The 23,611-nt window shown below is 62.1% G+C and carries 25 protein-coding genes; 10 read left to right on the forward strand and 15 right to left on the reverse strand.

Features of this window, described 5'->3' with window-relative positions; genetic code table 11:
• The first annotated feature begins 49 nt into the window (after positions 1–49).
• The gene (locus tag F2982_RS22780) at positions 50–727 is read left to right on the forward strand and encodes a hypothetical protein (RefSeq protein ID WP_203430997.1); all 678 of its coding nucleotides are present in this window, start codon (positions 50–52) and stop codon (positions 725–727) included.
• Here the strand turns inward: F2982_RS22780 and F2982_RS22785 are convergent.
• From F2982_RS22785 to F2982_RS22795, 3 genes are read right to left on the reverse strand one after another with little or no spacing between them, the layout of a single operon-like run.
• Positions 724–1,521: an aldolase/citrate lyase family protein gene (locus tag F2982_RS22785; RefSeq protein WP_199625330.1), complete on the reverse strand. Its 798-nt coding sequence runs from the start codon at positions 1,519–1,521 to the stop codon at positions 724–726. The two genes, F2982_RS22780 and F2982_RS22785, sit on opposite strands and share 4 nt — an antisense overlap.
• A gap of 18 nt (positions 1,522–1,539) precedes the next feature.
• Positions 1,540–2,397, reverse strand: a complete 858-nt coding sequence (locus F2982_RS22790) for a TIM barrel protein (RefSeq protein ID WP_203430998.1) — start codon at positions 2,395–2,397, stop codon at positions 1,540–1,542.
• Positions 2,398–2,436: 39 nt separating this feature from the next.
• A complete protein-coding gene (locus F2982_RS22795) occupies positions 2,437–3,804 on the reverse strand; it encodes an amidase (RefSeq protein ID WP_203430999.1) in 1,368 nt (455 codons plus the stop codon).
• A 232-nt stretch (positions 3,805–4,036) separates the two neighbouring features.
• On the opposite strand from F2982_RS22795, the gene F2982_RS22800 reads away from it, so the two are divergent.
• Positions 4,037–4,312 carry a hypothetical protein gene (locus tag F2982_RS22800; protein ID WP_203431000.1) on the forward strand — a complete coding sequence of 92 codons (276 nt, stop codon included), beginning with the start codon at positions 4,037–4,039 and terminating at the stop codon, positions 4,310–4,312.
• A gap of 61 nt (positions 4,313–4,373) precedes the next feature.
• Positions 4,374–4,811: a DUF1810 domain-containing protein gene (locus tag F2982_RS22805; protein WP_203431001.1), complete on the forward strand. Its 438-nt coding sequence runs from the start codon at positions 4,374–4,376 to the stop codon at positions 4,809–4,811.
• Here F2982_RS22805 and F2982_RS31645 read toward each other — a convergent pair.
• Positions 4,808–4,996: a hypothetical protein gene (locus F2982_RS31645; protein WP_112712107.1), complete on the reverse strand. Its 189-nt coding sequence runs from the start codon at positions 4,994–4,996 to the stop codon at positions 4,808–4,810. The two genes, F2982_RS22805 and F2982_RS31645, sit on opposite strands and share 4 nt — an antisense overlap.
• 75 nt (positions 4,997–5,071) lie before the next feature.
• The gene (locus F2982_RS22815; protein WP_203431003.1) at positions 5,072–5,695 is read right to left on the reverse strand and encodes a TetR/AcrR family transcriptional regulator; all 624 of its coding nucleotides are present in this window, start codon (positions 5,693–5,695) and stop codon (positions 5,072–5,074) included.
• A 128-nt stretch (positions 5,696–5,823) separates the two neighbouring features.
• Here F2982_RS22815 and F2982_RS22820 point away from each other — a divergent pair, with 128 nt between their 5' ends.
• The 3 genes from F2982_RS22820 (at position 5,824) to F2982_RS22830 (ending at position 6,849) form a co-directional block, all read left to right on the forward strand.
• Positions 5,824–6,042 (forward strand): hypothetical protein, encoded by a 219-nt coding sequence (locus F2982_RS22820; RefSeq protein WP_112712111.1) that lies wholly within the window; start codon positions 5,824–5,826, stop codon positions 6,040–6,042.
• A gap of 138 nt (positions 6,043–6,180) precedes the next feature.
• Positions 6,181–6,423, forward strand: a complete 243-nt coding sequence (locus F2982_RS22825; RefSeq protein ID WP_203431004.1) for a type II toxin-antitoxin system Phd/YefM family antitoxin — start codon at positions 6,181–6,183, stop codon at positions 6,421–6,423.
• A complete protein-coding gene (locus tag F2982_RS22830) occupies positions 6,424–6,849 on the forward strand; it encodes a type II toxin-antitoxin system VapC family toxin (protein WP_112712115.1) in 426 nt (141 codons plus the stop codon).
• Here F2982_RS22830 and F2982_RS22835 read toward each other — a convergent pair.
• Both F2982_RS22835 and F2982_RS22840 read right to left on the reverse strand, forming a co-directional pair.
• Positions 6,846–8,681, reverse strand: coding sequence for an ABC transporter ATP-binding protein (locus F2982_RS22835; RefSeq protein WP_203431005.1), 1,836 nt, complete (start codon positions 8,679–8,681; stop codon positions 6,846–6,848). The genes F2982_RS22830 and F2982_RS22835 overlap by 4 nt on opposite strands.
• A gap of 31 nt (positions 8,682–8,712) precedes the next feature.
• Positions 8,713–9,909, reverse strand: a complete 1,197-nt coding sequence (locus F2982_RS22840) for an aminotransferase class V-fold PLP-dependent enzyme (RefSeq protein WP_203431006.1) — start codon at positions 9,907–9,909, stop codon at positions 8,713–8,715.
• 105 nt (positions 9,910–10,014) lie between these two features.
• Here F2982_RS22840 and F2982_RS22845 point away from each other — a divergent pair, with 105 nt between their 5' ends.
• Complete coding sequence (locus tag F2982_RS22845; protein ID WP_130283715.1) at positions 10,015–10,857, forward strand: IclR family transcriptional regulator; 843 nt, start codon at positions 10,015–10,017, stop codon at positions 10,855–10,857.
• Positions 10,858–10,866: 9 nt separating this feature from the next.
• Here F2982_RS22845 and F2982_RS22850 read toward each other — a convergent pair whose 3' ends face one another.
• From F2982_RS22850 to F2982_RS22870, 5 genes are all read right to left on the reverse strand, one after another.
• On the reverse strand, positions 10,867–11,364 hold the full coding sequence (locus tag F2982_RS22850) for a RidA family protein (protein WP_246777641.1): 498 nt from the start codon (positions 11,362–11,364) through the stop codon (positions 10,867–10,869).
• 35 nt (positions 11,365–11,399) lie between these two features.
• A complete protein-coding gene (locus F2982_RS22855) occupies positions 11,400–12,608 on the reverse strand; it encodes an amidohydrolase/deacetylase family metallohydrolase (RefSeq protein WP_203431007.1) in 1,209 nt (402 codons plus the stop codon).
• Positions 12,609–13,478, reverse strand: coding sequence for an ABC transporter permease (locus tag F2982_RS22860; protein ID WP_203431008.1), 870 nt, complete (start codon positions 13,476–13,478; stop codon positions 12,609–12,611).
• A complete protein-coding gene (locus F2982_RS22865; RefSeq protein WP_162708614.1) occupies positions 13,478–14,419 on the reverse strand; it encodes an ABC transporter permease in 942 nt (313 codons plus the stop codon). The genes F2982_RS22860 and F2982_RS22865 overlap by 1 nt, the downstream gene beginning before the upstream one ends.
• Positions 14,420–14,495: 76 nt before the next feature.
• Positions 14,496–16,022, reverse strand: coding sequence for an ABC transporter substrate-binding protein (locus tag F2982_RS22870; RefSeq protein WP_203431009.1), 1,527 nt, complete (start codon positions 16,020–16,022; stop codon positions 14,496–14,498).
• A 208-nt stretch (positions 16,023–16,230) separates the two neighbouring features.
• Between F2982_RS22870 and F2982_RS22875 the strand changes: the two genes are divergently transcribed.
• Positions 16,231–16,722, forward strand: coding sequence for a hypothetical protein (locus tag F2982_RS22875; protein WP_199625340.1), 492 nt, complete (start codon positions 16,231–16,233; stop codon positions 16,720–16,722).
• A 102-nt stretch (positions 16,723–16,824) separates the two neighbouring features.
• Here the strand turns inward: F2982_RS22875 and F2982_RS22880 are convergent, their stop codons facing one another.
• Together F2982_RS22880 and F2982_RS22885 are read right to left on the reverse strand one after the other, a co-directional pair.
• A complete protein-coding gene (locus tag F2982_RS22880; protein ID WP_203431010.1) occupies positions 16,825–19,659 on the reverse strand; it encodes an autotransporter outer membrane beta-barrel domain-containing protein in 2,835 nt (944 codons plus the stop codon).
• A 147-nt stretch (positions 19,660–19,806) separates the two neighbouring features.
• Entirely contained in the window at positions 19,807–20,742 is a 936-nt protein-coding gene (locus F2982_RS22885) for a hypothetical protein (protein WP_203431011.1), read from the reverse strand.
• A gap of 281 nt (positions 20,743–21,023) precedes the next feature.
• Here F2982_RS22885 and F2982_RS22890 point away from each other — a divergent pair, with 281 nt between their 5' ends.
• Together F2982_RS22890 and F2982_RS22895 are read left to right on the forward strand one after the other, a co-directional pair.
• Positions 21,024–22,229 (forward strand): winged helix-turn-helix domain-containing protein, encoded by a 1,206-nt coding sequence (locus F2982_RS22890; RefSeq protein ID WP_203431012.1) that lies wholly within the window; start codon positions 21,024–21,026, stop codon positions 22,227–22,229.
• Positions 22,144–22,674 carry a tetratricopeptide repeat protein gene (locus F2982_RS22895; RefSeq protein ID WP_203431013.1) on the forward strand — a complete coding sequence of 177 codons (531 nt, stop codon included), beginning with the start codon at positions 22,144–22,146 and terminating at the stop codon, positions 22,672–22,674. The genes F2982_RS22890 and F2982_RS22895 overlap by 86 nt, the downstream gene beginning before the upstream one ends.
• A gap of 209 nt (positions 22,675–22,883) precedes the next feature.
• Here the strand turns inward: F2982_RS22895 and F2982_RS22900 are convergent, their stop codons facing one another.
• Positions 22,884–23,573: a CBS domain-containing protein gene (locus F2982_RS22900; protein ID WP_130283697.1), complete on the reverse strand. Its 690-nt coding sequence runs from the start codon at positions 23,571–23,573 to the stop codon at positions 22,884–22,886.
• Positions 23,574–23,611: the final 38 nt, after the last annotated feature.

The raw sequence follows: 23,611 nt of genomic DNA on the forward strand, positions 1-23,611 counted from the left end.
TTGCGCGCTGGCCTGTGCTAGGGGAGCGGCCGAATAGAAGGCAAACGGCATGCTCCCCTGGATCGAACTCGACAAGGCAACCATTCCCGGCGACGGCGGCGAACTGCGGCTGAAGCAGCGCGGCTCGGAATTCTCCATCATGCTCGGTGCCAACGAGCTGATGAACAGCCGTCTCAGCGGTTCAGAAGAAGCACTTGCCACCCTCTCCTACGAGCGCATCAAGAGCCGCAAGCGGCCGAAAGTGCTGATCGGCGGTCTCGGCATGGGCTTTACGCTCAGGGCAGCGCTCGCCGTCCTTCCCGATGATGCCGAAGTGGTGGTGGCCGAGCTTGTCCCGGCGGTTGTCGCCTGGGCGCGCGGCCCAATGGCCGAAGTCTTCAAGGGATGCCTCGACGATCCGCGCGTGACGATCTTCGAAGGGGATGTCGGCGAAGTAATCCGCGCCGCGAAAGCCGGTTTCGATGCGATCCTGCTCGATGTGGATAACGGCCCGGATGGCCTGACGCGCAAATCCAACGACCGGCTCTACGATTACGGCGGCATCAACGCCGCCAAGGCCGCGCTGCGCGGCGGCGGCGTGCTCGCCGTCTGGTCGTCAGGACCGGATACGAGCTTTACCAGACGCCTTAAAGATGGCGGCTTTGCCACCGAAGCGGTCAGCACGCGCGCCGGAAAGGGACGCGGCGCGCGCCATGTCATCTGGCTGGCGGTGAAGCCCGGCCGTTAGCGCTTGAAGCCGTTGCGGGCTGCCGCGATCTCGCGGGCGGCTCCGTTTCGGATCTGCGTGGAATCGCCTGCCGCAATCACCAGATCGCAGCCGAGCGTCAACATTTCGCCGGCGCGAGCGCCGTCGCTGCCGAAAGCGCAGACGAACTTCTTGTGCGCCCGGCAGCGGGCGATCACATGCGACAGCTCCTTGTCGACCTCAGGCGTATCCGGCGCCACCTTGGCTCCATTCGAGAGCGCGATCGACAGGTCCGAAGGACCGACGAAAATGCCGTCGATGCCCTCAACGCCGAGAATGTCGTCGACAGCCTCGAGCGCCGCGCGGGTCTCGACCATGGCGATCGTCACCGTCAGGTCGTTGGCCGTCTTCAGGTATTCGGAAGCCGGAATGCCAACATGGTTGAGCGCCAGGCTCGGGCCCCAGCTGCGCTCGCCGAGCGGCGGATATTTGGTGAAGCTGACGAGTGCTTCGGCATCCGCCTTGGAATTGACCATCGGCGCGATGATGCCTGAGAAACCGGCATCGAGAAGCCGCGAGGCGGCCGAGAAGTCGCCGACCGGAATGCGCGCCAGCGCCGGTTTTCCGGCAACCCGCACCTGGGCGACGGTGGCCGCAGCAGTGCCGAGGTCCCACATGCCGTGCTGCATGTCGAGGACGAGGGAGTCGAAGTCCTCCTGCGCCAGATGATTGACCATCAGCGGCGAGGGAATGCCGATCCAGGCCGAGACCAGGCCGCCATGGCCGCCCTTCCTGATCTTTGCTGCGAAGCCGTCGATTGGCGATGGGGCGCTCATGTCATGTCTCCTTGCATTTCAAGCGATTGCGCGTTGGCGCGTTTCCAAGAAGTCCTCGATAAAGGCCTTCTGCAAAAGGATGCCGTCCCACTCGTCGGCGAAGAAGGGCGAGTCGTAGATCAGCGTGAAGGGGCCGGCATAACCGGCGGCACGGCAGGCTTCCAGGCACTTGCCGTAGTCATCGGCATCGAGGCCCGATGCGCTGTAATCGGCCTTGGCGTGGCAAAGCTCGGCGCGGCCCATGATATCGGCGAGACCGGCATATTTCGCAGGCGCCGACCAGTTGCCGAGATCGCCGTTGAGGCCGATCTTGCCTTCGAGGCCATCGAGCAGCCAGTTCATCTGCTCGGGTGCCGGCAGCAGGTCGAACCAGTTCTCGACGACGACGCGGATACCGCTGCCTTCGGCCTGCGTGGCCAGCCATGTCAGGTTCGTCAGCGCGCGCTGCAGGCTCTCTTGCGACGGCTTCTGCTTGCCGGCGATGACGCGCATGTTCTCCGCTCCGAGCGCCTTGGCGATCTCGATCCAGCCGGCGATCCAGCGGATATCGCGCTCGCCGGTTTCGGGATGGCTCGGGTCGCCGTCTTCGACGAGCAGCGTCTGGAACAAGACGCCCGATGCCTTCATCGCGGCGCGGAACTCGGCGAGATAGGTCGGATCGAGGCTCGGCAGGTGGAAGGAGCAGAGCTCCAGACGGTAGATACCGCGCTCGGCAAGCTGCTTCGGCAGCTCGATCAGCGAGGCGCCGCCAGCGCCGTATTGTTCTTGGCGGAAGGCACTCTTTGCCGGATCCGGACTGTAGGGATAGGTCGGCCCGAGCAGGCGGTGTAGCGACCAGGTGGAGACCGCGAAGCGGCCGTTCGGCAATGACGTCATTATCTTACTCCTCCGATTTCAGATAACTTTCGGGCCGTCTCAGAACCCCTCCTGCACCACCGGCTCGATCGCCAGCGCCGCCGAAAGCAGCGCTTCGTCGCGGTTTGCAGGCGCCGAGAGCAGGAAGCCGACGGGCATATCGGCATCGCCGCGGCCACAGGGCATAGAGACGCCGCACCAGTCCAGGAAATTGCCGAGTAACGTGTTGCGAAGCGTCTTGCCGTTGGTCGCGATGAACAGATCGTCGTCCTGTTCCAGCGGCGCGATCGGCGGGGCAACGTGGGCGACGGCGGGAAAGGCCAGAAGACGATTGCCGATCAGGGATTCCGAGGCTGCGATCATCTTGGCTCGCGCTTCCAGGATCGCCACGTAGTCGGCCATGCTGGTGCGCTCGCCAAGCCGGGTGCGCAACACGACGCGATGGTCCATGCCATCGGCCTCGGGGCCGGAAAGGCGCTCGCGATGAAGCGCAAAGGCTTCCGCCGAAGCCAGCGGACCATGTTTCGCCATCAGCGCGATGATCTCGTCGAAGACCGGCATTGCGATCCTGGCGAATTTCACGCCGGCGCGCGAAAGCCGTTCGACGCTCGCCTCGAAGGCCGCAACCACGCCCTGTTCAGCACCGTCGAAGACGATGTTTTCGGGAATGACGATCTCCAGGCTGTCAATGCCACGGCGGCGGACTTCGGAGGCCGTTCGCCCGCGCATTGCCGCGTCGATCCAGACGGCATCCTGAACGGTGCGGCAGAGAGGCCCCAGCGAATCCAGGCTCTTGGCCAGCGGAAACACGCCATCCATATCGTAGCGTCCGCGCGTCGCCTTGTAGCCGGTAATGCCGTTCAGCGCGGCGGGGATGCGGACGGAGCCGCCGGTATCCGTACCCATCGCCACCGGCACCAGACCGGCGGCAACGGCCGCGCCTGCGCCGGACGACGAACCGCCCGGTATGCGCGGCTGGTCCTTGCCGTGGGGATTGTGCGGCGTGCCGTAATGCGGATTGATGCCGAGGCCGGAGAAGGCGAACTCGCTCATGTTCGTGCGGCCGAGTGCAATCATCCCGGCCTGCTTCAGCGCAGTGACGATTGCCGCGTCGTTCTTTGCCGGCGGCGCATAGGCGAGAACCGTCGAGCCTGCCGTCGTCGCCATGCCCTCGATGTCGAACAGATCCTTCCAGGCGATCGGAATGCCATCGAGCACGCCGAGCGAACGGCCCTGCTTAAGCCTCGCGGCCGACGCCTTGGCTTCGGCAAGCGCCCGATCCTCGGTCAGCGAGATGAAGATCGCCTGATCCGGATAGGATTTGATGCCTGAAAGGATCGATTCCGTCACTTCGACGGGATCCGCTTCACCGCTTTGAATAAGGATAGAAAGCTGCGCAATGGACATTGCGCCATATGATTTGGTCATGGAGAAAATCCGCAATCTCTGCTGGCTCAAAGACCTACCGCGGATCGCCCGTCATCGCCAGTACCGGATCGGGCAATAACGTCTATTGATGTCATTTTCTGAACACTGCGTTTGCCAAGCGACGGCTTAAATTTGATGAGGCGGCTACATAAATGTGTGGCGCACGCGGGCTCCCACCTGCTGTGAGCGGTGGCTCATATCAGGTCTCGCGGCAATATTCGGAGTTCATGCCATGACCAATTTTGACAGTTTTAGCGCCGGCGACGGCGAGCAGGATTATGCCGAACATGTGAAGGCCCAGCGGCTTTCCGGCATAGAACGGCTCGTTGTCGTCGCAGCGATCGCGCTCCTTGCGATCGTCGGCCTAACCGGCCACTTCACCACACCGGCCGCAACCGATCCGGTGACGACCTCGGCAATCGCCGCACCCGTCACTTCCGTTCCACATCCTCATCACCATCTCGATTCCTGCCGCGAATACAGCCCCTACGCGGAAAAAGGCTGCTGACGGCAGCGACATGGAAATCCACGCGGCCTCCCATATCTTCCCCGCATAAGGGAGGCGCCCCATGTCCAGTGATCTCAATTTCGATCTCGACCGCTTCATCGACGCGCAGAACGGCATCTACGGCCAGGCGCTGTCGGAGCTGAAGGCCGGCCGCAAGCGATCGCACTGGATGTGGTTCATCTTCCCGCAAATCGCGGGCCTCGGAACATCGTCGATGGCGGAGAGATACGCCATCCGTTCCGCCGAGGAAGCCGCCGCATATCTCGCCGATCCGATTCTCGGAACGCGGCTGCTTCGCTGTGTCGATGCGATGCTCTCGGTCAATGATCGCAGCGCGCACGATATCCTGGGCTCGCCCGACGACCTGAAGTTCCGGTCGTCGATCACGCTCTTTGCCGCAATCAGCGACCACGGGTCTCCCTTTCACAGGGCGATCGACAAATATTATGCGGGGGAATTCGACAAACGCACCGTCGAGCTTCTGGACGCCGCCAACTAGCGGCCAGGGGAATGTTCCAGATTGTCGATTTCCTGGGTGACTTCGCTGAGGCGCTGCCGCAGATCCGCTTCGGTTCCGTCTTCGACCTCTTCGTCGCCGAAACAGTCGCGCGCTTCATGAAGCTCGAGCTTGGCTTCCAGCTCGGCGCGCTTGGCATACAGGCGATGGAGGTAAGTGTAGTTCATCTCACTGCCACGGGTTCTTCCTGACCAGGAAGGTAACGCGTCGCCGCCGCGGAGGTTCCACGGCGGCGCTGCGCTTTAGCAGTAGGACGCGATTGCGGCACCGGCCGCCTTGGCAAAATGGCTGCAGCAACCGCCGCTGCCCATTGCCTGGCGCGTCACGCGCGCACCTTCGAGAAGAAGCGTGAGCGTATCGGCCAGGAGCTGCGGCTCGCTGGCGCCGGCTGCAGCACAGAGTGCCACGAGGCGCTGACGCTGATCGGCCTTGTGGCGTTCTATGACGCCATAGGCCGGATGGCCCTCGCCCTTGAGCTCGATCGCCGCATTGGCAAGATCGCAGCCGGCCGGCTCGCCGTTCAGACAGTGCGCGCGGCCTTCGACCCAGGCATCAAGCTGAGCGCGCGGATTGCCGGGATGAGCGGTCTCCAGATCACGCCAGATCTGCTCGGCCTTTTCCGATGCCCGCCGCAGGGTTTCACAGATCAGCTCGTCCTTGGAGCCGAAGTGCCTGTAGAGGGTCATCTTGTTGGTAAGCGCCGCATCGGCAATGGCATCGACACCGATGCCACGGATACCGTGCTCGCGGAAAAGCTCCGAAGCGGTCGAAACGATACGCTCCCGCGGGGGGATCTTTTCGTCTGTCATGCCCAGGGAGATTTCATTCGAAGTTTCTGATTTTTTTGAGGACGAAGTCCTTGACATCGATGTGACCGATCGGTAACAAATGCATTGTTACTTACCGGTAACACCGCTGATCGCCAAAGTCAATGCCGAGAGGGCAGGCTGCGACAGCGGAACACGGGCAGCTGCCCACGAAAGGAGGACTTACCATGACACAGAACAGAGACCTGACCATTTCCGAAGCTCTTCGCGACCCGATGATCGCCATGGTGATGCGCGCCGATGGCGTCAAGCTTGAAGACTTCAAGCAACTCCTGGAGACGGCAGCCCGCAAACGCGAGGCCAGCACCTCGAAGGTAGGCAATTTCATCAACGCCATCGCCAACCGGGCAAAAAGCAACCCGCCCTCCGCTTGCTGCTTCGGTTGACCTCCGGGGATGTTCCCTGCCCCGTGCGAAAGCCGCCGCAATCCCCCATGCGGCGGCTTTTGCTGTTTTTGGCGGTTGCTTGCTGCTCCGATGCGACTGATATAATATGACCAACTAGATGGTCATGAGGGTGCAGCGATGGCTCAAGTCAATTTGGCAGACGTGAAGACGCATCTCAGCGAACTCGTCGAGCGCGTCGAGGCGGGCGAGACGGTGCAGATCTTGAAGCGCGGAAAGCCGGTCGCCGAGATCGTCCCTATCAAGAAGCCGCGCAAGCCAATCGATCTGCAGGCTCTTCGCGCGTTGCGTCACTCGCAGCCGAAACAACCCGTGGACTCCGGTACGTTCGTCCGCGACATGCGCGATAGCGAACGATACTGAATGTTTTATCTCGATACGTCAGTCATCGTTGCCGCACTGGTCAATGAAGAGGCAAGCGAACGGGCCAGCGCCTTTCTATGGGAGGCGGTCAATACGACCCGCGTGGTCGTCAGCGATTGGACACTGACTGAATTTTCGTCGGCCATAGCGCTGAAAATTCGCACGGGACAGCTGAACAGCGACTATCAAGCCGAGATTCAAAACGTCTTCGACGGTTTGGTCACGGAAACGTTCGAGCTCATCCCGGTCGAGCGGCGCCATTTTCTGCTCGCCGCGAAGCTTGCCGCTCAGCGAAACGTCAATCTCAGAGCCAGCGATGCCCTTCATCTGGCGATTTCCGAAGAGACGCGCACGGAACTTGTAACGCTTGACCGCCGCATGGCAGAAGCAGGCGCCGCGCTGGAGATCGCCGCGCGTCTGATCTAGACCGCCACCAGATGCCCCGGTGACACCTCCCTGTATTCAAGCGGCTTGATCGCATAATCGACCGGCCGGATCGGGCTCTTGAGTTCGTCGTTAGCCGCCGCCCGCTTCTCGCGCCTGCGATCCGGGTCGGGAACCGGAACTGCCGACATCAACTTCTTCGTATAGTCGTGCTGCGGATTGCCGAAGACGGCGGCGCGGGGGCCGATCTCGACGATCTCGCCGAGATACATGACGGCGACGCGGTGGCTGACGCGCTCGACGACGGCCATGTCGTGGGAGATGAACAGGAAGGCGAGGTTCAGGCTCTGCTGCAGGTCGAGCATCAGGTTGATCACCTGCGCCTTGATCGAGACGTCGAGCGCAGAAACGCTCTCATCGGCAACGATGACTTTCGGCTCCAGGGCAAGCGCGCGGGCGATGCAGATACGCTGCCGCTGGCCGCCGGAGAACTCGTGCGGGAAGCGGGAGGCCATGTCCGGCGTCAGGCCGACCTTGGTCAGAAGATCGGCGACGCGTTCCTTCGCCTGCTTCGCCGTTCCCATCCGGTGTTCGAGATAGGGCTCGGCAATGGCGTCACCGACGCGGATGCGCGGGTTGAGGCTCGCAAAGGGATCCTGGAAGATCATCTGCACCGTCTTGCGCATCTCGCGCATGCCCGCCTTGTCGAGCGCCAGCACATCCTTGCCGTCGGCGATAACAGAACCGCTCTGCGCCTCGATCAGCCGCATGATGGCGCGGCCGGTCGTCGACTTGCCGCAGCCGGATTCGCCGACCAGCGACAGCGTCTCGCCGGCGTGGAGATCGAAGGAGACATTCTCGACGGCATGGACGCGGCCGGTCAGCTTGCCGAACAGGCCGGAATGGATGTCGAAGCGCTTGGTGAGGTTCCTGACCTCCAGAACCGGACGGGCGGTCGAAGCAACGGTATCGGCCGTTTCGACCGGCTTGTCGGATTCGCCGGTCGCGGTGTTGACGACGGGAAAGCGCAGCGGCCGCTCGTAGCCGGTCATCGATCCCAGAACCGGGACGGCCGAAAGCAGTGCACGCGTATAAGGGTGTTTGCCGCGATGGAAGATATCGGCGGTCTCGCCGGTCTCCACCTGCTCGCCGCGATACATGACGACAGTGCGGTCGGCGATTTCGGCGACCACGCCCATGTCGTGGGTGATGAAGAGAACCGAGGTGCCCTCCTCTTCCTGCAGCATCTTGATGAGGTCGAGGATCTGCCCCTGGATGGTCACGTCGAGCGCCGTCGTCGGCTCGTCGGCGATCAGCAGCTTCGGGCGCGAGGCCAGCGCCATGGCGATCATCACACGCTGGCGCATGCCGCCGGAAAAGCGATGCGGGTATTCATCGAAACGCGAAGCGGCCGAGGGAATGCGGACCTTCTCCAGCAGGCGGATGGTCTCGGCGCGTGCCTCGGCTTTCGACATCGGCCTATGGCAGAGCAGCGCCTCGGAGATCTGGTCGCCGATCGTGAACAGCGGATTGAGCGAGGTCATCGGCTCCTGGAAGATCATCGCGACATCATTGCCGCGGACCTTGCGCATCTGCTCTTCGGGAAGAGCAAGCAGATCGCGGCCGCCGAGCATGATCTTGCCCTCGATGTGGCTGGAATCGGCCTGCAGCAGGCGCATGATCGACAGCGAGGTGACGCTCTTGCCCGAGCCACTCTCGCCGACGATCGCCACCGTCTCGCCCGGAGCGACATCGAAGGAGACATCGCGCACGACAGGCTTCCAGGTGCCATCGACGAGAAACGATGTCGTCAGATTCCGGACGGAGAGAACCGGTTCTGCCGCCGCGGTGGTTTGTGCCTGAATGCCTGCCATGATCGCCTCCTTCAGAATTGCAGCTCTCGGATCAATCCGGCCAGCGCAGGGCGCCGTCGAAGCGGTGCTTGCTGCGGTTTTCGATCGGTGTCGCGATGATCTCGTTGGAGGCGCGCGCCTTGTCGAGTTCCTCGCCAATACGGCTGGCGACGATCTTTTCCTGGCCCGGATGCAGGTTGCAGGGGTCGAGGTAGAAATAGTGATGCTCGACTTCGTGATCGCGCACGATGATCGGCGGCGTGCCGCGCGCCAGCGCATCGGCGAGATCCCAGGCGGTGATGTGGGCCTCATCGGCCTTGACGATGACACGCATGCGGTCGAGCGGGTTGTTGGTCGGGTCAGGCTCGATCAGGGCGGTGACGCCGGGGCGGCCGTCGAGCGTCTGCTTCCAGAGATTGAGATAGCCCGTTTCCCGCTCGCGAATACCGGCGTGATCGCGCTTCTCCCAGGCTTCGAGCGCCGCCATGACGCCGAAGATGCTTTCCTTGCCGACCTTCATGCCGCGGCCGATGCCCATGTTCTGCAGGAAGGCGTTGCGCACCAGTTCCTTCTTGCCGGCGACGATGCCCGAGGTCGGGCCGCCCAGGAACTTGTGGCCGGAATAGAGCGCGATATCGGCCCCCTGCTCCAGGAAGATCTTCAGATCATATTCCGAAGCCGCATCGACGATGACGGGCACGCCCTTGGCATGGGCGATCTCGACGAATTCCTTGAGGTTCAGCAGGCCGTAATCGACGACGTGATGCGAGACGACATAGACGGCTGCGGCGGTCTTTTCGGTGATCGCATTTTCCATGTGGAAGCGATGCGTCGAAGTTGCCTGCCCGACGAGCACGACCTTGCCACCGGCCAGACGGATCGCCTGATCGACAGGCGCGCCGTAGCTGACGACATGACCCATCTGCACGAGAACTTCGTTCTTGTCGGTGATGACTTCAGGCAGCTTTTCGATCGCCAGCAGATTGTTGCCGGTGATGGTGCCGGCGACCGCCAGCGAAATGCCAGCCGAGCAGGACGCGGTGACGAAACCGGCCTCGCCGCCCGTCAGCCGGGCAATGACGGCGCTCGCCTTGCGCTGCAGATCGTTGACCTCGACGAATTGCGGCAGGATCGACGACATGGCGGCGATCGCCTCGGGAACGACGATCGATGCGCCGAGGCTGGTCATGGTGCCGGAAACGTTGATGACCGGGCGAAGGCCGATCGACGGGCGGATGTCATCAGACATTGTTGTCTCCAATTTCGAGTGCTTGGTCACATGGGGTGTTGCGATTTGCCTCAGTGACAGCTATGCCATAGTAATGTAATAAACTCGCATCTGCATACGAGGGACGTGGAATTGGACGGCAAGACATCATCTCCGGTTTACTCCGAAGACAACACCTCCGCCGAAGAGACCGGCAGCGAAAAGACCGCACGCCGCTCGCGCGTGAGCGGCATCGACCGTGCTCTGCAGGTGATTGATTACCTTTACGAAACCGGATCGCCCGCGGGTGTCTACGCGATCGCCAAGGCGGTCAAGGCGCCGCTTTCGACGGTCTATGTGATCGTCGACGACCTGGTCGAGAAGAACATGCTGACGCGCAATACGGATGGCTCCGTATGGCTTGGACCGCGGCTCTACCACTACGGCCTGGCCTATGCCCGCTCGCTGGATTTCATGAGCGTTGCCACCCATGAAATGCACGATCTCTGCCGCGAAGCCGGCGAGACCGTGCAGGTCTGCGGCCGCGACGGCGATTACATGCTGGTGCTCGCCATGGCCGACGGCCCGAGCCATTTCCAGGTGGCATCGCGCGTCGGAACGCGCGTGCCGCTGAACTGGACGGCGTCCGGCCGCCTGCTTGCCGGCCATCTGCCGGAGGCCGAGCGTGTCGAGCTCTTCAAGCGCTGCGCCAAGACCTCGCCGACGGGACGCGCCGAGATGGATGCCGAAGTGCTGTCGAGCTCGGCGGGCGCCGCTTTCGACGCGCGCCTGTCGATCCAGGCCGGTGAATCGGACTATGCGGTTGCCTGCATCGCCTCGCCGATCTGCGACCGTGACGGCGAATGCGTTGCCACCATCTCCATCGTCCTTCCGGAACAGAAGGCCTTTTCGGACGAGAACCGCTACACGGCGCATGTGCGCGCGTCGGCGGAACGCATCGAAAAGATCATGGGCTGGCGCAACCACTGACGTCTCCCTTCAGTCCCTGAGCGCGACGATCGCTTCGATCTCGACGGTGATATTGCCGGGAAGCGAGCCGAAGCCGACAGCCGAACGGGCATGCTGGCCGGCTTCCTCGCCGAAAACGTCGTTGAAGAGGTCGGAGCAGCCGTTGATGACGCTCGGATGATCGAGGAAGTCAGGCACGGCATTGACCATGCCGAGCAGCTTGACGACGCGCTTGACGCGCGAGAGATCGCCCAGCGCATCCTGCATGACGGCGAGCAGGTTGATGCCCGTCAGCCGCGCATGCTTGTAGGCGTCCTCGACGCCGACAGTGCCGCCGACCTTGCCGGTGTGCAGAAAGCCATCGGCTTCCCGCGGCCCCTGGCCGGAGAGATAGAGAATATTGCCCTCGATGACATGCGTCACGAAGTTGGCGATCGGCGGCGGCGCCGGCGGCAGGGCGATGCCGAGCGCGGCCAGCCTTTCGGCAGGCGTGCCCGAGATCTTGGCGGTAGCTGGAGACGTGTTCACGTAGGCTCCTGTCATGCGATTTCTGTTTTCTTCTCTTAGCGGTAGGAATAGCCGTGGCTGTGACGAACCAGCCTGCGGGCGCGGGGGATGTAACGGCTGGCGGTGATTGCCTCGCTGCCGATGACGGCGTAGCGCGGCTCGAACAGCTTGTTGAGCACCGAGACGTCACCGTTGGAATCGGTCGCCTCGATATCGGAGTCGATCAGATCGAAGATGGTGAAATCGGCACGCTGACCGACGGCCAGGCGGTTTTCCATCGACAGCTTGATGACCGATGCCGGGTGATGGGTGACGGCTTCGACGACCTTGTCGAAGGGCATGCCGACCGAGAGCAGCTTCGACATCGTCGTCGCCAGATCCCAGACAGGGAAGTTCATCGAGTGGCCGTGCAGGTCGGTCGAGATCGAGAACGGTAACAGGCCGCGATTGATCGCCGCTTCCGCCACCTTGAAGGAGAAGGACGCGCCGCCATGGCCGATATCGAGGCGGATGCCTTCACCGGCGCAGCGCTCGGCGAGATTGAAGAGATCCTCGTCTTCCATGATGCTCGAACCCGCCTTGCCGTTGAAGCAATGGGTGACGACGTCGCCGGGACCGAGAATTTCCAAGACCTCGTCATAGAGCGCCGGCGGCTCGCCGACATGCACCATCATCGGGATCTTCAGGATCTTCGAGATCTTCTTGCCGAGCTTGACCGGGGTGACGCCCCAGGAGCCGGTGATGACGTGGCTGGCGCGCACCTTCAGGCCGACGATATGCTCGCTGTTTTCGGCATAGCATTCGAGGATGCGATCGAGATCGATATCCTTGATGTCACGCAGTTCGGTCACGCGGTTGCAGGCGACGAGGCCGATGGACCCGAGGTTCAGGAATGCCTTGATGCGCTCCCTGGATGGCTCGATGATGTATTCGCGGAAGCCGTGAAAATTGGCTTCGCCGGCCGATCCCGCATCGACGAGGGTGGTGACGCCGCGCTCGGCGCCGCATTCCGACGGGCGGATCGAGATATCGGTGCCGCCATGCCAGATATGGACGTGCAGATCGACCCAGCCGGGCGAAATCCAGGCGCCCTTGCCATCGACGCGCGTCACGTCATCGCCAACGGCGAGCTGCTGGCCGATCTTGGCGATCTTGCCCTCGCCATCGACAAGGATATCGACGGCGCCAGCGGGCGTATCGGCGCCGAATGCCATCGGCTTCACATTGGTGAGGAGGAGCGGCTTGGCCGCTTTATCACCGGTCATTTACAAGTCCTTTCGAAGTTTGGGATCGAGCATGTCGCGCAGACCGTCACCGACCATCTGGAGCGAGAGCACGGAGAGAATGATGGCGACACCCGGAAACAGCGTCATCCAGTCGGCCTGGCCGATATATTGGCGGCCGGCCGCAATCATGGTTCCCCAGGTCGGGATTTCCGGGCTGACGCCGAGGCCGAGGAAGGAGAGCCCGGCCTCGGCGAGCATGGCGCTGGCAAACAGGAAGGTCGCCTGCACCAGGATCGGCGACAGGAGGTTCCTCAGCACATGGCGCGTCATGATGTGGAAGGTGGAAATGCCCAGCGCCTGGGCCGCCTCGACATAGGGCAGCTCGCGGATGACAAGCGTCGAGGCGCGGACGATGCGGGCGAGACGCGGCGCATAGACGATCGACAGCGCGACGATGACGGTCGTCAGCGATGGGCCGAGTGCCGCAACCAGCGCGATCGCGAGCAGAATGTCGGGGAAGGCCATCATCGCATCGATCAGGCGGGCGATCGGCGTATCGAGCTTCTTGAAAAAGCCGGCGAGCAGACCGAGCGTCACGCCGATCACCGCCGACAGGGCGACAACGGCCGCACCGACCAGCAGCGACAACCGTCCGGCAAAGATGGTGCGCGACAGCACATCACGACCGAACTCGTCGGTGCCGAAGAAATAGGTTCCGCTCGGCGGCTTCAGCCGGTTGACGATCGAGAGCTTCGACGGCGAATAGGGCGCAACCCATGGCGCGAAGATCGCCAGCAGCACGAAGACGACGAGGATCAGGACGCCGAAGGCGACCGTCTTGCGCTTCAGGAAGCGGCGGATGAACTTGCGGCCTTCGCTTTCGGCCGGCTTGATCGCGATATCGCTCATCAGTAGCGCACCCTCGGATCGACCAGCAAATAGAGCATGTCGATTGCAAAATTGATCAGGACGTAGAGGGCGGCGATGACCAGCAGCGCGCCCTGGATGACCGGATAGTCGCGGCGAAGAACGGCCGAGACGACGAGATTGCCGACGCCTGGAAGACCGAAGACGGTCTCGGTCACCACTGCGCCGGAGATCAGGACGGCAGCCGTCAGGCCAAGCACGGTCAGGATCGGGATCAGGGCGTTCTTCAACGCGTGCTTGAGGATCACCTTGCGCTCGATCAGGCCCTTGGCACGGGCCGTGCGGATATAATCGTCGCCGAGCACGTCGAGCATCGAGGCGCGGGTAAAGCGCAGGATCAGCGCCGAGGAAACGATGCCGAGTGCGAAGGCAGGCAGCGTCAGGTGATACATCCGGTCGAGGAAGGTCGAGCCGGGACCGCCATAGCCCGAGACCGGAAACATGCCGAAACGGACGGCGAAAATCTGCATCAGGATCAGGCCGAGCCAGAAGCTCGGGATGCTCGCCGCAAACATCGCAAGCGTCGTCGCCGCCTGATCGACGAAGGAGCCGCGCCGGTAGGCGGCGTAGATGCCGATCGGCAGGGCGATGATACTGGCAATGGCAAGCGAGAAGATCGTCAGGAAGAAGGTCGGTTCGGCACGATCGAGAAGTGCCGAAGTCACCGGCATGTTCAGGAAGATCGACTGGCCGAGATCGCCCCTCAGGAGCTGACCGACATAATAGATGTATTGGACGCCGAGAGACCGGTCGAGGCCGAGGCTGGCGCGCAGATCGGCAATATCCTGCGACGTCGCATCAGGGCCGAGCATGACGGCAGCCGGATCGCCGGGCGTGACGCGCACGATGACGAAGACGATCGTGACGACGAGGAACATCACGACGATCATGCCTGCAAGGCGCTGGAGGATGTAGCGTATCATGGATCCGTCTCTGTGCCGCCAGGCACGATGGAAGAAGGATACCGGCGCGAACGCACCGGTATCCTGCGATGGGTCGTTACTTCTTGATGGACGCGTTCCAGAAGTACGGCCACGGAGCCGGATCGACGCCTTCGAGCTTGTTCGACTTCGCCGAAACAGCGTTGAAATCACCGATCTTCATGTAGGGCAGCTCGTCATACATCGCCTTCTGAACATCGGCCCAGAGCGCGATGCGCTTCTGCGGATCGACTTCCGAGGTGAAGGCATCGACGGTCGCCTTGCGTGCCGGCGTATCCCACCAGCCGGGCGAGCTCGGCGAGAGCGAGCCGATCAGCGCCGGCTCGGGCAGGAACGGGCTGTGGGTGATGTAGATGTCCCAGAGCTTCGGATCGGTGCGGCGCTGTGTCAGCGTTGCCCAGTCGACGACCTGCAGGTCGACGGTGAAGCCCGCCATCTTCAGGTATTCGGCGGCAACCTGCGCCATCTTGTAATGGAACTCGTACTGGCGGCTCGTCAGGATGCGGATCGGCTCGCCGTTGTAGCCTGCCGCCTTGGCGGCCGTGGCAGCGCCTTCCGGATCGGCGACATTGTAATTGCCTTCAATGCCTGCATCGGTGTTCCAGGCGAAGGGCTTCGGATAGATATCGCCGTCGAGCGCGTAGAAATCCGTGCTGCCGAAGGCCGCTGCCAGCATGTCTTCCATGCTGAGCGCCTGGCGGATCGCCTTGCGGACCTCGACATTCTTGGCAATGCCTTCCTTGGTATTGAAGACGAAGACCGGATAGCCGAAGGGCTTCAGGATGACCGGCTGCGAGGCGCTCGATCCCTTCAGCTTGTCGAAGGATTCGACCGGGATGGAGTCGACATAATCATACTGGCCGGAGACCGCCGCCTCGACGCGGGTATTGGCATCCGGAACCGGCACGAAGCGGATTTCGTCGAGATACTGGTGACGGGCGCCGCCGTAACCAGTGCTCTCGCCATCACGCGACTTGTAGCCGTCGAAGCGCACCAGCTGGATATACTGGTCCGCCTTGCGTTCCTTGAGCATGTAGGGGCCGGTGCCGATGAATTCCTTCATCGGCTCGTCCTGCTTTTCGGACGGAATGATGATGGCGGCGGAATTGTTGAAGGCGAGCAGCGAGGTCAGCGGCGCATAGGGCTGCTTCAGCGTGATCTTGACGGTCGCCGGATCGACGGCGGCGATGGAATCGATGAAGCCCGCGACCTGCTTGCCGCGCGAAGCGATCTTCGTCCAGCGATTGAGCGAGGCGACGACGTCATCGGAGGTCATGTCCGTATTGTCGTGGAACTTGATGCCGGTGCGCAGCTTGATCGTATAGGTCTTACCGTCGGCGCTAATTTCCGGCAGGCTCTCGGCCAGCAGCGGCGTGACGTTCCAGCTCTTGTCGAACGTATAGAGCGTTTCGAAAATGTGCTGCGTGACGATGCCGACCAGATCGGCGGTCGAGGACATCGGGTCGAGCGTCGGCGGCTCGCCGATCGTCGCGACGTTGATGACGCCACCCTTTTCCTGAGCCATCATCGTTGTTGGCAGAGCGACCAGCGCAGTGCCAAGAAGGAAAGCGACAAGAGTCTTCATTTCATGCTCCCGGTTTGTTGTTCCGCAATTATGTTATATCAGGTTTTATAATAGAATATCTGCGGAAGTGGTCCTGTCAACCGGGAAAGTGGCTCTATGAGCAGAAATGAAAAGAGTCCGCTTATGGACGGAGATGCCGGGCATCGCCCCTCTTGCGCCGAGGGGAGCGCCATGCGATTGCGCGGCAGCATTTGGAGGCGGACGAGCTATGACACCATCCCGATATTCCGATTTTGCCGAGGACATGAAGGCCCGTTTGGCCGATCTTCACGAGCGCGGAGACCGCTACCAGACCTTCGATCTGCATGTGGAACTCGCCATGGGCTCAAATCTGCTCGTCTATGAAATGCGCAAGCAGAAGGGGCAGATCGATACGATGGCCTATGCCCGCACGGCCGATGGCGACCGACCGGTTTCTCCCGCGGCCGCCTATGAGCGCGTCCTGTCGTTTCTGGCGATGCAGCACCATATCGCGCTGTCGGGCGAGCCGATGATCAAGCTGCACGAGGACTATCCGCATGCGGTGATCAATGTCGAACTGCGAGCGAAGGGCGCGCCGTCGAAGAGCTCTACCAGGATGATCCTCGTCGGCGTCGACGATGCCGAAGATGCCGGGCGCTATGTGGCGGCGAGCGGAGAGCCTCGCGGGGTCGTCAGCAGCAGGCCCTATGCCTCGAAGCGGCTCTGGGAATGGAAATGAGACGCCCGCGCGCGATGGCTCGGCCACGCAGCGCATAGAAAAACCGAAGAGCGGATCTTGCCGATCGGCTCTTCGAGAACATGCAGATGCTTCAGGCCGATCTCAGAATTCGACCTTCACGCCCGCATTCGCCGACCAGGAGTTGACCTCGCTGGTATAGGTCCCGAGCGTTACGCCGCTGTAGAGCGTCGTCTGCGGGTTGACCTGCAATTCGCCCGACAGCCCGAAGCGGCCGCCGACAAGATTGCGGTCGGTGATCGCAGAGACCGTGAAATCCGTGCCGCTCAGGCTGGCGTTGAGGCCCGAGGCCCCGAGGTTCAGCGTATCGACGAGGGCAGCGCTCAGCGAGACATTCGCCACCATGCCGTTCGTCAGCTTCGTCTGGTTGGTCAGCTTGCCTTCCAGAATGCCTTCGAGCGTGTGTGAAGTACGGTCGTCGTAGGAGATGTTCTGCGTCGAGCCGGTTTCGGAATAACCCTGATAGAAGCCTGCCGTGTAGCGCAGCCGTGCCGCCGGGGTGAAGGTCCAGCCCGGAGCGACCTCATGCTTCTGCGAGATGGCGATCTCCGGCGAGACGTACCAGCCGGCGAACGAGCCGCGGGCCGGATCGGAACCGAAGATCTCGCGGCGGCTGTCATTCTCGATGCCACCAGCCACCAGCGAGCTATCGAGCGTCACGCCGCTGAAATCGTTGCGCATGTAGACGCCGCCGAAGCCGGTATTGCCGGCCGTCTGGCCGGAGCCGTCGTCGGCGCGGTTGATGATGCGGCCGTAACCGGCGAGCACGCCGAAGCGGCCGTCGTCGAACTGGCGGTCGACACCAGCGGCAACGCCGTAGTTGCTGGAGCGCGTGTCGTTATCGTTGTCGAAGGTCTGGCCGCCGAAGGCGCGCATCCAGAACAGGTTGCCGAAGCGGTCGACAGCCGTGCCCTCGCCAAGCTTCTGAACGGCGGCTGCCGAACCCGTCGGCTTCCTTTCCTCGGCATAGCCGAGAGCGCTGGTGCCCGACGATTCGCTACCCCCGCCTGCAGAAGAACCGACATCGATATTGAGGATCGAGCCAATGACATTGCCGACGGAATTCGTATAGCCGCGAACTGCCGCATCCATCGATGAAGCGCCGGGATCGACGACCTCGAGCCTGCCGTTATTGCTATTCGAATCCACGGAGACGATCAGCGATTGGCGAGAGTTGTTCAGGCTGATCTGGTTGAGCGCCGTCTCGTAATTGTCAACGGCGAGAGAATAGCTGCCGGAACCGAAGTTCGTAGCGTTGTTCTCGGTGGAGTCATAATCCACCGCGCCCTTGATGACCGAGCCCGGCAGAAGGTTAAGCGTGTTTCCGTCAGAGAGAAACCGGATGGAGTTCACGCCGCCGGAGATCGTGCCGCTATTGGTGATGGTTGCGGAACTGGAGGCGAGAATACCGTACGTGCCGCCGGAAATCGTGCCGCTATTGTCAATGGTCATAGCGCCACCGTTAGCGGAAATGATCGCGTTCAGGTCTGCCGAAATTGTGCCGCTGTTGCTGATCGAGGCGGAAGTATTGGATGTTGAGATCACCCCCGTCTGTCCAGTGATCGTGCCGCTGTTCACCAGCGAAAACTCCCCGGTAGAGGCCGCATATACGCCTTGGAAGTCGCCCGCGATCCGACCGCTATTGTTTACGCTGATTTCATCGGAGTAACCTATAGCCAGGGCCTGCACGCCGGCAATCGAACCGCTATTGGCAATCCTTAGAGTTTCTCCGTCATAAGCCTGAACACCACCATTGATCACACCGGAGTTTACGAGATCAAGGCTGGTGTTGCTGGACCAGATGCCATAGCTGTAGCCGGAAATCGTCCCGGTATTGGTCACCCTCGCAACAGACTCGTCGCCATTCAGGAAGAGACCGTAATAGTCGCCGGAAATCTTGCCGCTGTTGACGATCGTGGCGTTGTCGACACGTTGAAGGCTTACGCCGTAAAGATAGCTGATGCCGCCGGCTGCGTAGATATTGCCGCTGTTCTCGAGCGAAAATTCTGCTTGTACGTCTTCGGCATAGATCCCGGCCTGGGCACCGGAGATCGTTCCGCTGTTCTGAATGGAAATGCTTTGCCCGTTGATGTCCGCAAGATTGATTCCGGAATTCGTCTCGCCCGAAATCGTGCCGCTATTGGTGATGGCGATCGTTGAATCATCCCATCCGCCCGAGTCGATATTCAGGCCGTTGTAAGCGCCCGAGATCGTACCGCTGTTGGAAATGACCCCGCCTTCGATGCGATAGAGATCGATGCCTGTGCCGGCGACGCTCGAAATCGTGCCGCTATTGTCGATGGCGATATCGAAGGCGCTATAGGCATAGATACCTGCGCTGCTGCCGGCGAAATGGCTGGCGAAATTGTCAGCCCCCGTACTGGCAATCGTGCCGCTATTGCTGATCGAGAAATCGAAGACATATCCAAAACCGACACCGAAATCATGGCCGCTGATCGTACCGGCATTGTTGATCACCGTCCCATCAGGCTCCGAACCGTCGCCCGGAATGCTCGTGACGGAGATGCCTGCCGAGCCGGATACGCCATCAGTGCCGGAAATCGTGGCACCGGCAGCATTGGTGATAGTGTTGTTGCTAGACCGGTCGATCATCACGCCAGACCAGTTACCGGAGATCTCGCCGCCAGCCAGGTTGCTAATCGAGATACCGTCGGAAGAGGGAGCGACGTGGACCGCAGCCTCAGGCGAAGAGATCGTACCCGAATTCTCGACGGTACAGTCAGTCTGGTCGGCAATGACATTGCCGGATACAACGCAATCCGCCGCCATCGCTTTATTCACCGGCATCGTCGCGAAAAGCGCGACCGACGAAACGCCTGCGAGGAAGACCGCCGTCAAAGCGTGATTTCGTCCGCCGCGAATTACCTGGCCGCCTTCGGTCAGAGTAGAGTTGCTCATTTTCAAAATCCCCTGTTGCGAGCGAAATTCAAGGCCCGCAGTCCTGTCCAATCGAGTCGGCGCTCCGGTGAACGCCTTGTGTGAAATCGGAAATCTCATGACGGCCCGATTTCGACAACGGATGCGTCAAAAATGGACGGTGGCGCCTCATGACGCCTCCGTCCGGGCCGCCAAAGCCCTGGAAAAGGCGTCGTCCAGAATGGATAGTTTGGTCGCCTGCGCTTGCGCATACTGCCTGCGGAAATCGTGCGAGATCCAGAGCGGCGAGCGCCCGCGCAAACCGCTCCAGCCGGCGCCGCCCGCAGCCTCGGCCGCCGAAAGCTTGCGGCTGACATGCGCGCGCGACAGGCCGGCGAAGCTCGCGAGAGAGGAGATGGAGGTGATATCCGTCTCGTATCGATCGAATGTCGCAGGGATCGTCAGGTCGATGCCGCCGAAGAGCCGGTCCATGATCAGGCCACCGGCATCGACACGCGAAAACGTGGCATAGAGCAGGCCCGAGTTGCGTATCCCGGGAGCCGCCAGCAGGCCGTCGGCCACATCCGGCTGCATCTGCAAGAGCAGATTGTCGGCATCGGCGCGGAACAGGCTGGCGCGACTGCCCCCGTCGATGACATCGAGCGCTTCGAAATGCAGGCCATACCAATGGGCGAGCATGCCGATGACTTTCGGCGACGGTACGAACCGGTGATGGCCGCCGGGCCGGCGCAGCGTCACCAGCCGGACGAAATCGTATTTCAGCGCCTCATCGATGAAGGCATGCACGGTGTTGCGGCTGGCGATCGCGTAGCGGTCCGACATCTCCACCAGAACGGGCCGCGTCAGACCGCGGCCGATGCCACCCGTCCTGAAATGCGCCCCGAGCGCCGCGTGGCAGAGCAGCCAGCGCTGTTCGGTCGCAAACAGCGCGGCAATGCGCGGCTCCGCCTGATGTGTCGCGACGAAAGCCTGCGCCAGGCGCTGCAGCGCCTCGGAAAAGACCGGATCGAAGGGATCGAGGGCCGCCATTGCTAGGCGATCATGCCGGACGACGTCCGGCTCAAGCGCCCGCGCTGCAGAAGAATTGTAATGCAGGCCCATCATCCCTTCGCGTCTTCGTTTGAGACCGCCAGGCGATTTGCGCGAGCGGCGACCCGCCGCTCCGTTCAAGGCGTTCGCTGCCGGCGAGGTCGATGCAGTTGATAGGCGAGCCGCTGCGGGACGTCCTGAATAGGACTGGCGGTGTTCTGAAAAACTTCTGAATTTTTCTGAATGCACCGCAGGAGCGGAACTCTCCCGATGATGGCCGCCGGTACGAGTTGACGGCTGAGCTCCACCTTTCCTATGTAGGGGCTCATGTCGCGGCCGCTTCACGGTAGGATCGGGTGTTTCGTTTTACTGAATTTGCTTTCGATCCGCATCGCGCCGAGCTCCTGCGCCCCGACGGACAGACGATACGCCTACGGCCGCAGGCGAGCGCGCTGCTGCAGTTTTTCATCGACAACAACAAGCGCATCCTCAGCAAACATGACCTGATGGAAGCGGGCTGGCCCGGCATTCACGTCGCCGAAGACAGCTTGTTTCAATGCATCCGGGAAATCCGCAAGGCACTCGGAGACGAGGCGCGGCAGACGCTGAGGGTCGTCTCGCGCCGCGGCTATATTCTCTCGGCGACCGCGATCTCCGATGGGCCGGAAGCAGCACCCGATGGCGGCGATGCGGATCGGCTCCCCTCCCCGCGTAGAGCAGCCTCCAGGCCTTTCGTCTCGCGGGCAAAGCTTCTATCGGGCGCCTTCATCGTCATCGCCGCGCTGGCAGGACTGACCTATCGCTTCATCGCAAGCGACCAGACGCAGCCGTCGTCCCCGCCCGTGATCGACATCTTGCCGATCGCCGATCTGACCGACGATCCGCAGAGCGGAGCGATGATCCGCGGCATCACCAACCAACTGCTGGACGGGCTCGCCCGCACCGGCGGCGTGCAGGTGAGACCGCCGGAACCCGCGTCCTCCGGCGGTGACAATCCTCACCCCGGCTTCCAGCTACAGCAAGAGCTTGAACGCAGCGCTCAGGCATGGACCCTCAGAACCCGGATCATCGATGCCTCGACCCGCGAAATTCGCTTCTCCAGCGAAGCTGCGCTTGACGCTGATGTTACCGATGAGGCACTCGGCCAGACCCGGCTTGCGGCGAGCGCCGGTTACGCCATCGCCACCTGGCTCGATCAGCAGAGGGAAGTTCCTTTCAGAAGGAACCCTGACGCCGCCAACGCGGCGATCGAGCAGGCGATCAGCTCGATCAATCAGACGACCAAGGAGCGGTTCGCGACTGCGCGATCGATCCTCGAAACCTATCTCGCCCAGCAGCCCGACAATGTAGATCTGCAGGTCGCGCTTGCCGCCCTGCATCTGCGCGGCATCCAGCTCTCATGGTACGGCGAGGCAGAGAAGACAAAAAAAAGAGGATGCCCGCGCGCTGATCGAGAACGCGCTGAAGAGCCGCCCGATGTCGGCCAATGTGCTCGGCACCTATTGCCGGTTTCTCGCGGCGACGAACGCGTTTTCCGAGGCATTGGTCGCTTGCGCGCGTGACCTGGACCTCAATCCGTGGGACGGCGGAGCGCTCTTCAATCTGGGGCTGACGCAGATCCAGCTCGGCCGCTTCGAGGATGCGCTCTCGACATTCCAGCGGGCCGACCGATTCAATACGCCCGATGTCTCCCGCTGGACCTGGCTGCTTGGCGCCGGCTGGGCAAACGTGATGCTTGGGCGCGACGAGGAAGCCCTGACCTGGCTGCAGCGCGCCATCGCCATTACCCCGGGCACCGGGCGGGCGCATATGCTGCTAGCCGTCGCCTATCAAAGGCTCGGCCGGACGGCGGATGCGAAGAATGCGCTTGCCCAGGCTCTCAAGCTCCGCCCGGGCTCAACCGCCAGCAACATCTCGCTTCCCGCGGAAAATGTCAGCCAGATCTATCTCGACAAGCGCCAGGAGATCAGCAACATCCTCATAGAACTCGGGCTGCCGCCTGGCTGAAATTGCGGGATTTTGATCTCGATCAAGGAAGCCGGTGCCTGAGCAGCTAGGTTTGTCTCGCGGGCCGGGAGCGCCCGCGTCAAGTAGGGCAACTTGACAGAGGCTTGGCCGGTCCAGGGGCATGGCGCCGGGCAAGCCTCCGCGTCCCCGCTCTCCTTCCCTGCACAACGCGGAAACGATGAAGCGGCGCAATCGCCTGCTTCATCGCCCTACATGACCGCAAGCTCGGCTTCCGCCTTCGGCATTTCCACGCGCAGCTGATCCCGGTAGCCGCCAAGCCCGAGGGCTTCGACGAGGGTGCGGACGGCTTTGCGTTTCAGGTCGGATTCCACCTGTCCCTCCAGCGTCACCTGGCCGTTACGCACGGAGACCTGCACCTTCTGAGGCGTCAGGCCGAGATCGGAACGCAGCCGCGTGCGCACCGCGAGACGGATCGCCTCGTCCTCGCGCGGCAGCGCCGTTGTCGAGGCGTCGAGGATCATGCCGAGGATATCGCTGCGGCTGACGATGCCGACCAACCTGCCGTCTTCGACGATCGGCAGCCGCTTGATACGATGCGCCTGCAGGCTTTCGGCGATATCGGCCACCTCGCTGTCGGGACGGGCAACGATGACATCCTCAGACATCACATCCCTGACCGACCAGCCGTGGCTGGCGATATAGCGTTCTAGATCGGTCTCGGACATCACTTCGGCAGTCCGCGCCATGCGCGGCGAAACGCGGATCTCCCGGCGCAGCAGCAGATCGCCCTCGGTCAGCATACCGCAAACCCGGCCCTCGTCATCGACGACAGGAAGACCGCTGACCCGCTTCTGCATCATGACGGCCACGGCATGGCGGATGCCGACTGCCGGGCTGATCGACACCACGTCTGTGGTCATAATGTCCTTCGCCTGCATGCCGGTGCCTCACTCGCCCTGAATATCGATGGCGTCGA

Origin of the sequence: Rhizobium sp. BG4 (assembly GCF_016864575.1) — a bacterium.
GTDB lineage: Bacteria > Pseudomonadota > Alphaproteobacteria > Rhizobiales > Rhizobiaceae > Rhizobium.